Origin of the sequence: Pseudothioclava alba (assembly GCF_033100795.1) — a bacterium.
GTDB lineage: Bacteria > Pseudomonadota > Alphaproteobacteria > Rhodobacterales > Rhodobacteraceae > Pseudothioclava.
On record NZ_JAWLVI010000001.1, the window covers coordinates 479,169 to 491,189 of the forward strand.

Below are 12,021 nucleotides of genomic sequence, written 5' to 3' on the forward strand. Positions count from 1 at the left end.
GACCCTGCCGCAAAAAGAACGGGCGCGAAAAACCGCGCCCGCCCAATAAGTTACTTTGCCAGCGTTGAGAGATATTCGATAATGAAGTCCTGCACCGTCGGGTCGGTGATGCCGACATGGCGCATTTTTGTGCCCGGCACGAAAGCGTCGTTTTCCTCCATCCAGGCGCGCAGCGCCCCCGCGGTCCAGACAAAGCCCGCACCCTTCAGCGCCTCCGAGAACTCGTATCCCTCATAGGTGCCCGCCTTGCGCCCGAGAATGCCGTCCAGCAGCGGGCCATAGCTCGGGTCGGTCGCGTCGACTGCGTGGCAGCGGTGGCATTCTGTGCGAAACAGGGTCTCCCCCGCCTCGACCTTTACACGGTCAAACACATTGGCCGAGGCCGTCCCCGCCAGCACAAACCCCAGTGCAATCGCCATAATCATCTTGTTCATCGCTCGGTCTCCTGTCGCAATCCGATCTGCCCCAGCCATGCCGCAGCGGGTTTGCGAAGGTGTTGACCTGCATCAAACGCGGTATTGGACATTGGTCGTAGACGGGGCTCAGAACATCGGCTGATAGCGCCATTCGTCGGCGTCCGGCGTGACTTCGGCGGGGTCATAACCCGCGCTTTGCAATCGCCGCGCAACCTCTAACCCGTCACGCGCGGCCTCGTCGATCAGGGCGCGTCCGGCATCACGATCATACCCCACACCATGCCCGCGCAGCAGGTCAAGCCCAAGGTTGAACTTGCCGACCGGATCGCCCGCCTCGGCGGCCATCCGGTCCCAATTGGCGGCAGCGGTCGAATCCCGACGCGTGCCCAGACCGTTTTCATCAAGCTGGCTCATCCATGTCATCGCCCCGGTCCAGCCATCTTCCGCGCAGCGCTCAAACAGGCGCCTTGCCTCGACGTGGCGCCCCGATTTCGTGATGAAATAGCCTGTCGCGCAAACTGTCATCGAGGTCGCTCCCCGCTCGACATCGCGCATCACCCGCCCGATCGACAGCTCTTCGGGATTCGTATCGCCATATCGCGACAGATCCTCGGCCCAGGCAGGCGCGCCGAATATCAGGGTAGCCAGCAACCAGAACCGTTTCATCTCCCTCTCCTTTGCAACCACCCAAAAGGTAACACCCGGGCATTGGTTCCCTGCCCTAGACCTTGGTCGTATTGCGACTAAGACCCTCCTCCGGTCTCATCCGACTCAGGGGAGAAACGCATGTTCGGTCGGGTAGTCTGCATCATCTGGGGGATAGCCTGCCTTGCGCAAACGGCCGGTGCCGAAGGGCTGCGCATCGACTGGCTGGAACGCCAGACCGTGCCGCCGCCGATCCTCTCGAACATGCAAGCGCTGCCCGATGATCTGGGTCGCGCAGGGGCCGGGCTTGGGCTTGCCGACGTGCGAACCACCGGCAAGTTCACGGGCCAAAGCTATGATCTGCATGAAACCATTGTGCCGCCCGATGCGGAGTTCCTGCCGGCGGCCTCGGCGCTGCTGAAAAGCGGCGTCAAGGTCGTGCTGGTCAAAGCGCCGCATGACGATCTGCTGGCGCTGGCCGATCTGCCCGAGGCGCAAGGCGCGCTGATCGTGAATATCTCTGCCGCCGAAACGGATCTGCGCGGGGAGAACTGCCGCGCGAACCTGCTTCATACCGTGCCAAGCCTTGCGATGCGAACCGACGCGCTGGCGCAGTTCATCTTGAAAAAACGCTGGGACGATCTGGCGCTGATTGCGGGCAGCACGCCGGAAGATACGGCCTTTGCCACTGCGCTCAGGGCGTCGCTGGCGAAGTTCGGGCTGACGCTCAGTGCCGAAAAAACATGGGCGTTTGACGCGAATATGCGTCGCGCGGCCGCTGCCGAGGTGCCTCTGTTCACGCAGGATCTGCCCGCGCATGACCTGTTGCTTGTGGCGGACGAGCGCGGCGATTTCGCCCGCTACATCGCCTATAATACATGGGCGCCGCGCCCTCTTGCCGGCAGCGAGGGGCTAAGCCCGCGCGGCTGGTCGGGCGTTGTCGAACAGCATGGGGCCGCGCAGCTCCAGAACCGGTTCCGCGCCACAACTGGCCGCGAAATGCGCCCCGAGGATTTCAGTGCCTGGGTCGCGATTGCCGCCCTTGGCGAGGCCGCGACCCGCACTGCCTCGACCGATCCGGCCTCGCTACGCAGCTATCTTCTGTCTGATGAATTCCGTCTGGGCGGATTTCTGGGCACGCCCTTGTCGTTTCGCCCCTGGAACGGCCAGCTGCGTCAACCGATCCCCCTTGTGACAGAGCGCGCGGTTGTTGCGCTCGCCCCGATCGAAGGCTTCCTGCACGCGCGCTCCGAGCTGGACACGCTTGGTCAGGACGCCCCCGAAACCACCTGCGCCGCCTTCGGAGACTGACATGATACGCGCCCTTTTGCTGACCACTGCCCTTGCCCTGCCCGCGCAGGCGGACGAGATTTGGGTCTCCAACGAGATGGACGACACCGTGAGCGTGATCGACGTGGCCTCGCTTGAGGTGATCGCGACCTACCCGACCGGCGAACGTCCGCGCGGCGTGATTTTCTCGCGTGATTTCAGCCGCTTGTATGTCTGCGCCTCGGATAGCGACGCGGTGCAGGTGATCGACCCCGACACAGGCACAATCCTGCATGACCTGCCGTCTGGCGAAGACCCCGAGCAATTCGTCCTCGCCCCCGATGACCGCCACCTTTACATCGCGAACGAGGATGACGCGATCACCACTGTCGTCGATACGCAAACCCGGAAGGTGGTCGCCCAGATCGACGTCGGCGTCGAGCCTGAAGGGATGGGCATTTCGCCCGATGGCACGCTTCAGGTCACGACCTCGGAAACCACGAATATGGCGCATTGGATCGACACCTCGACCCATCAGGTTGTGGCAAATTCGCTGGTGGATGCGCGCCCGCGCCATGCAGAGTTCAGCCCTGACGGGCGTGAGCTGTGGGTCAGCTCCGAGATCGGCGGCACGGTTACAATCTTCGACACCGCCACCAAGGCCGAGGTTGCAAAGGTCCGCTTCGCGCTGCCCAATATCCGCCCCGAGAAAATCCAGCCCGTGGGCATGCGGTTTTCCCCCGATGGTGAGCGGATTTTTGTGGCGCTTGGTCCGTCAAACCATATTGCGGTGATCGACCGGCGGAGTTTCGAGGTCAGCGACTATATCCTTGTCGGGCGGCGTGTCTGGCATATGGAGTTCTCACCTGATCATACAAAGCTGTTTACAACCAATGGGGTATCCGGCGATGTTACAGTGATTGATGTGGCAAGCCTGACGCCGCTCAAGACGATCAAGGTCGGCCGCTTCCCATGGGGCGCAGCCGCGCGCCCGACGCCTTGATACCTGCCATGACGGAAGCGCTTTGCGTCAAGAACCTGTCGCATAGCTGGGGCGCAAAACGCGCCCTCGATGAGGTGACATTTACGCTTCCGCGCGGGAGCTTTTGCGCGCTTCTGGGTCAAAACGGCGCCGGGAAATCAACCCTTATCTCGGTGCTGACGGGGCTGATCCGCCCGCCACGCGGTGCGGTCCATGTGGCGGGGCACGATATGGCGCGCGCGCCGACGGCAGCTTTGGGCAAGATTGGCGTGGTTTTTCAACAGCCTACACTAGACCTTGATCTGAGCGTCCAGGCGAACCTGCGCTATTTCGCGGCGCTCCACGGGATTCCACGGAGGATCGCGGACGACCGGATTGTCGAGGCGCTTGGACGGCTGGGAATGGCCGAGCGCGGACACGAGCGGTTGCGGTCGCTCAATGGCGGGCACCGGCGCCGGATGGAGATTGCGCGCGCGCTGCTGCATCGCCCCGATCTGCTGATCCTTGACGAACCGACCGTCGGGCTGGATGCCGGCACTCGCGCGGCGATCACCGAGCACGTCCATGCGCTGACAAAAACGGGACTTTCGGTGCTTTGGGCAACGCATCTGAGCGACGAAATCCGGCCTGACGATGCGGTCATCTTGCTGGATAAAGGCCGGATCCGCGCCGACGGAGAGGCCAGAACCCTTTCTGGCCTCGAGGATATTCCAGTTTGGTTCAAGCGTGTTACAGGGGGAAGCTTATGTCCGGCCTGAGCCACCTTGCCCGCGCAAGCCGCGCGATCCTCTGGCGTGAACTGATGCGGTTCTTGCTCCAGCGCGAGCGGTTTCTGGCCGCTCTTGTGCGCCCTTTGGTCTGGCTTTTTGTCTTTGCGTCCGGTTTTCGCGCGGCGCTTGGGCTGTCGATCATTCCGCCTTATCAGACCTATATCAGCTACGAGACCTACATTCTTCCCGGCCTGTGCGGCATGATTTTGCTCTTCTCGGGGATGCAAAGCTCGCTCTCTCTGGTGCATGAGCGTGAGAACGGTGCGATGCGCCTGATGCTTACCGCGCCTTTGCCGCGCTGGTTTCTACTGATGGCGAAACTAGCGGCAAGCGCGCTGGTCGGTATTTTGCAAGTTTTTGTTTTCCTCGCTATAGCATACACTTACGGGATAAAGCTAAAGATCTCAGGATATGCGCTTGCTCTGCCGGCACTGATTTTGGCCGCGCTGATGCTTGGCGCGCTCGGGTTGTTTCTTTCGGCCAGTGTGCGGCGGCTCGAAAACTTTGCCGGCGTGATGAATTTCGTCATCTTCCCGATGTTTTTCTGCTCATCGGCGCTTTATCCGATCTGGAAAATGCAGGAAAGCTCGCCGCTTCTGGCGCAGATCTGCCGCCTGAACCCCTTCACTCACGCAGTCGAATTGGTGCGGTTTGCGCTTTACGGCCAGTCGAGCCTGCCCGCGCTGCTCTGGTGTCTTGGCTCGTTCGGGGTGTTTTTCGCACTCGCCATCCGTGGCTACGAACCCGCGCAGACCCGCGTGCCTGCCAAAGGATAAAGCTGCGCGGGTGTTCCTTGCATCACCATGCGTTCGGTCGCAAGCGCTTCCAGCTCGGTCTCGGAATGCGAGGCCAGAACCACTGCCGGCCGGAATTCTGTGATCAGCGCTTTGGTCAGCTCCAGCAGATCCCCGACCCGCGCGGTATCAAGCGAGGCGAATGGTTCGTCCAGCAGCAGCATCGCCGGGCGCCCGACAAAGGCCCGGGCAATCGCCACACGACGTGCCTGCCCGAGCGAGAGCTGTCCCGGCCAGCTTTCGGCCTTGTCGCCAAGCCCCACGCGCTCCAGCATCGCAAGCGCCTCATCGCGGCGGCAATGGGTCGGGATGGTGATATTGTCGATCACCTTGCGCCACGGCATCAGGGTCGGCGACTGGAACACCATCGCGCGTGATTGCGGCGCGTCGATCCGGCCCTCGAACCGCTGGTCAAGCCCCGCCAACAAGCGCAACAACGTGCTTTTTCCAACCCCCGAGCTGCCGGATATTCCCAGCACATCGCCCGCCCCGATCCGAAACCGGATCGGCCCTAAAACGGGTTGAGGGCCGAAGCTCTTGGAGGTTATATCAACGGAAATCATGGGCCTCTCCAACGGGAAACGCGCGCGGAAAGCGGGGCGAAAATCCCCAATTCGACGGCCAGCATAATCAGCGCGAAGGCCAGCGCATTGGCCAGCACTCCCGCTATATCAAACATCTGGAAATCCAGATGAATTCTGAACCCTATCCCATTGGGACGGCCTAAAAATTCAACCACAAGAACGATTTTCCAAATCAAAGCGATCCCTGCCCGTGCTGCCGCCAGAAGATGCGGCGCAAGCTGCGGCAGGATGATATGGCGCAGGCGCTCGGTGCGCGACATGCCATGCAGCCGCGCCATCGCCATTAGATCGGGGTCGAGAACACGCACGCCTTCGCGCAGCATCACCGCAACCAGCGGAATCTTGTTCAGCGCGACCGCCATCACCGCCGCCCATTCGTTCAGGCCGATCCAGAGGTAGCACAGCACAATCGTCACCAGCGCGGGAATATTCAGCGCCATCGTCAGCCACGGCCCGAACCAGAGATCGGCGCGTGACCAGCGGCCCAGGGCAAGGCCAATCGCCAGCCCTCCTGCCATCGAGATCGCGAAAGTCAGCCCGACGCGCCGCAGCGTGACCGCCAGATCGGCGCGCAGATCGCCCTGCACCAGCAGATGCCACATCTCGGGCAGAACGACCCAAGGCGCGGGCGCGCGCAGCGGGTCGGCCAGGATCAGGCTGAGCGCGGCCCAGACCGAACCAAGAGCCAGAACCGAGCCGACACCGCGCCACAGCCCAGCAGAAAGCAGCCCTCTCGCGGGCGGCCCACCGGGCGGCAGGGTCACGCGCGAGCGCGTGATCCGCCGTCGGCCCTGTCCCAACCCGCTCAGCCCCATCTCAGAACGACAGGAAGGTTCCGGCGGGCAACTCTGTAACCGGCCCGACCAGCTTTTCGCCACCAAGTTTCGCCATCAATTCCAGCATCCGCCCCGCAGCCTCGGCATCAACGGGCGCATTTGCCGGAATCCCCTCGACGAAGCCTTTCTTCAGCGCCTCGAATTGCGCGTCCGATTTGGCATTCATGACCGGGCGCAGGCGCGCGAATGCCTCGGGGTCGGCGCTAAGCTTATCTTTCGCGGCACGCGACGCATCGGCCAGACCTTTCGCGATCTCGGGGTGTTCATCCACCGTTTCACCCCGCAGGACATAGCCCAGAAGCGGCGTTTCGGGATCAAGTCCAAGATCCTTGGCGGCCTGTGCGACGGGCAGAAGCGTCGTCATCCCGCCCGCTTCCATCTTGGCCATGAAGTGCCAGAAGTTGATCGCAGCATCGACATCCCCCGACAGCCCCGCCTGCATGATCAGGGGCGGCGCGCCGAAAACCTGCTCGGTCTCTGCGGCGAGATCGAAGCCGCCCTGCTGCGCGGCCCATGCGCGAAGGATCAGCCAGCTTTTATCCAGCGGCCCGCCCGCAATGCCGATCTTCTTGCCCTTAAGATCGGCGAGCGAGATAATCCCGCTTTCGGGGTGCACCATCAGCCCGCCAACGGCCTTGGAATAGGGGATGAAGCGAAAGTCCTGCCCCTCGGCCCGCATCCGCGCAACCCAGAACCAATCGGTGACGATACCGTCGACCTCGCCCGCAAGAAGGGCGACTGCCGAGGCATCCTTGCCCGCGACCGGCATCACCTCAAGGCTGAACCCATGGGCCTCATCCAGCCCGTAATGGGTGATGGTGTCCAGCTCCCAGCTGACCGTGCCGCCTTCAAGCGTCGCCAGCTTCAGCGCAGGCTCGGCCGCAGCAATCCCCGCCGAAAGAGCCAGAACCGCCGCCCCGACCCAAAGACCGAATTTCGTGTGTTTCATCGTATCCTCCCCAACACGAGATGGCGCGGGTGTCCCCGCCGCCGCTAAAGACAGCCTACGACCGACCCCTTGACCCCGCCTATTCGACCAAAGGCCAATACCCGCGCCCCCCCGATCAAGACCAAGGTCGAATGGAAGCATCAAACCTTCATCGGTAATCCAGAATAAAAGCTACGATCGAATGGGAGGAGATCATGCTCAAGGACCACCCCCGCACGTTTATCGCCGCGCTTGTTCTGGCGGGCGCTGTTGCACCGCTTCAGGCGCTCGCACATGGCGATGTGTCGCCGCAACCGATCAACACCGATGTCCTGCCCGAGGTGGGCGAGGAATGGCTGACCGAAAACCCCTATCGCGCCTCGGCTGCGGGCGACGAGGTCTGGGCGCAGGCGGTTCAGATCGGAGATTCCGGTTTCAACCAGAACTGCGCGCGCTGTCACGGGCTTGGTGCGGTTTCGGGCGGGCTTGCGCCTGATCTGCGCTATCTCGAGGCCGAAGAAGCGGGCGACGAATGGTTTGTCGAGCGCTTCCAGTTCGGCATGACACAGAACGGGATTACCAAGATGCCCGCCTTTGGCGAAGTGCTGGGGCAAAAGGCGGCGTGGGCGATCCGCACCTATATCGAGACCCGCCCCGAAGATGGCGCGCTGGACGACTATTCGGTCCGGCTCAAGCAGATCCGCGACGAGATGATGGCAGGCACGGCGGATGGTGCTGCGGTCAAGGCGGAACTCCTCGAGATCGGCGCAAAGGTTGTGACCGCCTCTGGTGCGCCAGTGGCCGATAGCGCGGTTTCGCGCGCGGCTCATGCGCTTGGCGACGATCCGGCAACGCAGAAACACGCGGCCGAATTGCTGACTATCGGCCTTTCTGCGGCGGAATAAGCCCATGCCCGGAGCAACGGCAAAGGGTGTTCGGGCGATTGTCACCGCGACTGTTCTGGGCGCGGGCGGGCTGGCAGGGTTTGGCGCCCTGCCAGCCTTTGCCGCTTGCGAGGGGCTGGCACCCGAACAGAAGATGCAAAACACTTTTGCGCAGGACATCGGGCGGACGCTCGACCGGATCCGCGAGGATGGCTGGATCGAGATCGCGGTCTACGAGGATTACGCGCCCTGGTCATGGCAGGAGAACGGCAAGGCCAGAGGCGTCGATGTCGAGATAGCAAAGCTGGTCGCTGAAACCCTTGGGGTGAAGGCGACGATCCGCTTTGTGCAGGCGGATGAAACTCTGGACGCGGATTTGCGCAACTATGTCTATAAAGGCGCGGTCGTGGGCGGGCATGTGTCGGACCTGTTCATGCATGTGCCCTATGATGTGGATTATGCCTGCCGCTTCGATCAGGTCGTGTTCACCGGTCTTTATGGCGAAGAGCATCTGGCGATTGCCTATTCCGAAGCCGCCTACCCCGAGGATAAACCGACGCCCGCGTTCTTCCGCTTTGATACGGTGGGCGTCGAGAATGACTCGATTTCCGATTTCTATCTGGGGTCGGTCGCGCATGGCGCGGGGGCGGACAAGGTGCATCGCTACAAAACCACGCTTGAGGCGATGGAGGGGCTGCGCACAGGCGAGGTGATGGCCGTCATGGGTCCGCGCGCCGAGCTTGAGGCTGGAGCGACCGAAGGGATCGGCCTGCATGAGCCGCCGCTTCTGGGGCTGCAGCGCTCGAAATGGACGCTGGGACTGGCGCTGTCGTTCCAGCATCGTCCGCTTGGCTATGCAGTCGATGACGCTATTGCCGAAGCCTTGGCGGACGGCCGGATCGCCGCAATTTTCGCGGAGTATGGGCTGAGTTTCACCCCGCCCCTGCGCTAGATCCGGCTCAGGTCACCTGTCTGGTCGGTCAGAAAAATCCGGTGCAGCCCAAGACGGCGCGCCGCCACCTCGATCCGCGCGCGCTCCATCAGCACGAAAGCCGTCGAGGCGGCATCGGCAATTGCGGCGCTATCGGCTTCGACGGTGACGCTGGACCAGACGGGCGGTTGCCCTTGCGGCCCGATGATATGGCTTGAGCCATCCGCGAACCTCAGCGCGGCGGGTGAAGACGTCGCCAGCGCGCGCCCGGCTTTCAGCGTCACCTGCCCCACGACCCCCGCCGCCGGATCACCGATCCCGACACGGAAATCGCCCCCCAAGGCACGCATCTCGCCCATGTCGATCAGCACATCGGAAAACCCCGCCGCCTGCAAAAGCGCCGCAATCCGGTCGGTCGCATAGCCCTGCGCGATACCGTTGAACGTAAGCCGCGCGCCCTCGGGCAGGTGAATTTCCCTGCGGATTTCGATGTCCTGCACACCCGAGGCCAGTTTACCCCCGCGCCCTGCGATCCGCGCGGCCCAAAGGCTTTGGACGCAGGGATCGAACAGGCCATCGGTCACGCGGTTGACCCTGCGCGACAGGCCAAGCACCTCGCGCATCATCCTCGAGCCTGTCACCCTGCCCGTCCGGTTCAGTTCGGTCAGTTCGGAGGCGCGATGCAGCGAAAAGCACCCCTCGATCCGGTCAAGCTCGGTGCGAAGCGCGTTTATCAGGGGCCGTGTCGCGCTTTGTCCGCGCAAGCTCAGGCTGACATCCGCGCCAAGCGCCTGCCCCTGCCAAAGGGCCGCGCGCGCCGAACTTCCCGCGAAAGCCGCACTGGCCGAGATCGTCAGAAAACGGCGTCGGGTCAGGCTCATTTAGGATTCCTCTCGCGTTTTGCGGCCAGCACAAGCGGCACGCACTGGCTCGGGTCGTCATGGATCACGACGCAGTCAAGACATTGAAAACAGGCGGGATAGTCGATTGCACCCTCACGCGAAATTGCGCCATAGCGGCATTTGACGCGACAAAGCTGGCACGGGCGCCCGCAGTCCTCGCGCCGCGCGATCCAGTCGCGCAGCCGCAGATATCCGCCGATCCGCATCAAAGCCCCAAGCGGGCAGATCGTGCGGCAAAACCCCTTGAACCAGACCATCGCCAGAACCAGCCAGCCACCCGCCCACAGCACATAGGGCAAGGGGCGCGCAAACTGCATGGTGATCGCGGTCTTGAAGGGTTCGATCTCGGCCACGGTTTCCGCGTGGTCCGGCGCAATCACCGCCACGGTCAGAACACCCGCAAGCGCCAGTGGTCCCGTCGCGGCCAGTGCCGTGGCATAGGTTCGGGGCGGTTCCCATTCCGGCAAGTGCAGCCAGCGCCCTAGGTGATGGGCGAACTCTTGCAGCGCGCCAAACGGGCAGAGCCAGCCGCAAAACAGCCCCCGCCCCCAAAGCACGAACCCAACAATCGCCGCCCCCCAGATCATCAGCGAAAACGGATCGTAAAGCAGCACCTCAAGCCCGCCGCCTTGCGTGATGCCGCGCAAAACCGCCAAGGGGGTGACGATCGACAATTGCCCCTGCCCCCAGAAGCCGACAAACGCGACCATCGCAGCCAGAAACCCCAGACGTATCGGGGTGAACACGGCGCGACGCACCAGCCAGTCCTGCTGCCAGAGCACGCCAAACAGGATCACCAGCCCTCCCCCCAGAGCCATCAGTTCCCACTTGCGCGCGATCAGCGCATCCAGCCACGGCGGGCGCGGCGCGGGCAGATCGGGGCGCAGAAAGAACCGCTCGGGCAGACCCATCGTCAGGTTGAAATGCGCGGAGCGGGCCTCGGGCTGGAAATTGCCATGCAGACGCAAAGCCTGAAGCGACAGCTCCCATTCGCGCGCCGGATCAAAGCCAAGCCGCCGGTCGAGGCGCAGCACCATCAGCGTCGCATCCTGCAAGGCGTCGGGCAGGTCCGCGTGCAACTCGGGCAGAATATCCGCATCGCGCAGCGCCAGCGGCAGAGCGTCTTGCGTGGCCGCGATCCGGTCGGGCGCGGTGTTGCGCACGAAATCATCCGAGACCAGCCCGTGCCGCCCCGCCTCGATCAGCAAGATCAACTCGTCATCGGGCGCGCGGGCGCGGACAGCGGCTACCTCGGCCAGAGTGCCGGACGCCAATACGGCCCGTGCGATGGCAGGCGGGCCGATGTCGATAGCGTAAAGGTCGATATAGGCGTCATCGGGCGCGGCCTGCGCGAGCGGGTCGTCGCTCGCCCATTTCGTGCCAGCAAACGCCGCATCCAGCGCGCCGTTGCTTACGCGCAGATGCCGGACAAGCCCTTGATCCAGAGCCGTTTCCCAGTCCAGCGCCTCGTCATGGTCAAGGTCCGGGCGCGGCGGCGGCCCCGCCTGCACGCCCTGCATCTTTTCGCGTGCCACCGCCAAAGCCGCCGCCAGAATGCTTTCATGTGCGATCCGCACGCTTGCCGTCGCCTTGGTTACGCCGTCAAGATAGACCAGATCCGAGGCTCCGCCCCCACCACCATAAGGTGTGCCAACCACCATCGGCTCGTTGATCGAGCGTCCCTGATACTGACCAAGGAAATCCCGCAAAGGCGCCTCGCCCAGACCCGAGACAAAGATCGGCTCGCGCTGTGAAATCAGGCGCGTGTCGATGAACCGCCCCTCAAGATCCAGCACCACGAGAATATTGATCGGCTGCCCCGAAAAGCCGGGCAAAGGCGCCAGCGCGCCGGTCTCGAACACAAAGCCCGCATCCCCCCCGCCGGAATTGAGCAGCCCCCAGACGCCCTTGTCATTGATCTGCTCGCCAAGCGCATAGGGCGCGATAATCAGGTCCGACAGATCCGCGCGCGACAAAGGGGCCGCGAAAAGCGGCGCCGACAAAAGCACCCAAAGAAAAAACGCGCGGATCATAGGGCCAGCCTATCCGCGCGTCCTGGTTTGGAAATTCGACCTAAGTC

At 63.2% G+C, this 12,021-nt stretch carries 13 protein-coding genes; 6 read left to right on the plus strand and 7 right to left on the minus strand.

What is annotated here, in order from left to right; genetic code table 11:
- Positions 1-50 precede the first annotated feature (50 nt).
- Together RYZ20_RS02345 and RYZ20_RS02350 are read right to left on the minus strand one after the other, a co-directional pair.
- Positions 51-434: a c-type cytochrome gene (locus RYZ20_RS02345; protein WP_317670263.1), complete on the minus strand. Its 384-nt coding sequence runs from the start codon at positions 432-434 to the stop codon at positions 51-53.
- Between the two features lie 108 nt (positions 435-542).
- Positions 543-1,082, minus strand: a complete 540-nt coding sequence (locus tag RYZ20_RS02350) for a tetratricopeptide repeat protein (protein WP_317670264.1) — start codon at positions 1,080-1,082, stop codon at positions 543-545.
- Between the two features lie 120 nt (positions 1,083-1,202).
- Here RYZ20_RS02350 and RYZ20_RS02355 point away from each other — a divergent pair, with 120 nt between their 5' ends.
- The 4 genes from RYZ20_RS02355 to RYZ20_RS02370 are packed head-to-tail and all read left to right on the plus strand — an operon-like array spanning position 1,203 to position 4,858.
- Positions 1,203-2,372: an ABC transporter substrate-binding protein gene (locus tag RYZ20_RS02355; RefSeq protein WP_317670265.1), complete on the plus strand. Its 1,170-nt coding sequence runs from the start codon at positions 1,203-1,205 to the stop codon at positions 2,370-2,372.
- Between the two features lies 1 nt (position 2,373).
- Positions 2,374-3,333, plus strand: coding sequence for a YVTN family beta-propeller repeat protein (locus RYZ20_RS02360; RefSeq protein WP_317670266.1), 960 nt, complete (start codon positions 2,374-2,376; stop codon positions 3,331-3,333).
- An 8-nt stretch (positions 3,334-3,341) separates the two neighbouring features.
- Positions 3,342-4,070 (plus strand): ABC transporter ATP-binding protein, encoded by a 729-nt coding sequence (locus RYZ20_RS02365; RefSeq protein WP_317670267.1) that lies wholly within the window; start codon positions 3,342-3,344, stop codon positions 4,068-4,070.
- Complete coding sequence (locus tag RYZ20_RS02370; protein WP_317670268.1) at positions 4,058-4,858, plus strand: ABC transporter permease; 801 nt, start codon at positions 4,058-4,060, stop codon at positions 4,856-4,858. The genes RYZ20_RS02365 and RYZ20_RS02370 overlap by 13 nt, the downstream gene beginning before the upstream one ends.
- Here the strand turns inward: RYZ20_RS02370 and RYZ20_RS02375 are convergent.
- The 3 genes from RYZ20_RS02375 to RYZ20_RS02385 are packed head-to-tail and all read right to left on the minus strand — an operon-like array spanning position 4,819 to position 7,245.
- A complete protein-coding gene (locus tag RYZ20_RS02375) occupies positions 4,819-5,439 on the minus strand; it encodes an ATP-binding cassette domain-containing protein (protein ID WP_317670269.1) in 621 nt (206 codons plus the stop codon). The genes RYZ20_RS02370 and RYZ20_RS02375 overlap by 40 nt on opposite strands.
- Positions 5,436-6,275 carry an ABC transporter permease gene (locus tag RYZ20_RS02380; protein WP_317670270.1) on the minus strand — a complete coding sequence of 280 codons (840 nt, stop codon included), beginning with the start codon at positions 6,273-6,275 and terminating at the stop codon, positions 5,436-5,438. The genes RYZ20_RS02375 and RYZ20_RS02380 overlap by 4 nt, the downstream gene beginning before the upstream one ends.
- A gap of 1 nt (position 6,276) precedes the next feature.
- On the minus strand, positions 6,277-7,245 hold the full coding sequence (locus RYZ20_RS02385; RefSeq protein WP_317670271.1) for an ABC transporter substrate-binding protein: 969 nt from the start codon (positions 7,243-7,245) through the stop codon (positions 6,277-6,279).
- A 194-nt stretch (positions 7,246-7,439) separates the two neighbouring features.
- On the opposite strand from RYZ20_RS02385, the gene pedF reads away from it, so the two are divergent.
- Together pedF and RYZ20_RS02395 are read left to right on the plus strand one after the other, a co-directional pair.
- Positions 7,440-8,129, plus strand: a complete 690-nt coding sequence (gene pedF / locus RYZ20_RS02390; RefSeq protein WP_317670272.1) for a cytochrome c-550 PedF — start codon at positions 7,440-7,442, stop codon at positions 8,127-8,129.
- 4 nt (positions 8,130-8,133) lie between these two features.
- Entirely contained in the window at positions 8,134-9,060 is a 927-nt protein-coding gene (locus RYZ20_RS02395) for a substrate-binding periplasmic protein (protein ID WP_317670273.1), read from the plus strand.
- On the opposite strand, the gene RYZ20_RS02400 is transcribed toward RYZ20_RS02395, so the two are convergent.
- Entirely contained in the window at positions 9,057-9,920 is an 864-nt protein-coding gene (locus RYZ20_RS02400) for an FAD:protein FMN transferase (protein WP_317670274.1), read from the minus strand. The genes RYZ20_RS02395 and RYZ20_RS02400 overlap by 4 nt on opposite strands.
- Complete coding sequence (locus RYZ20_RS02405; protein ID WP_317670275.1) at positions 9,917-11,974, minus strand: 4Fe-4S binding protein; 2,058 nt, start codon at positions 11,972-11,974, stop codon at positions 9,917-9,919. Before RYZ20_RS02405 ends, RYZ20_RS02400 begins: the two co-directional genes overlap by 4 nt.
- Positions 11,975-12,021: the final 47 nt, after the last annotated feature.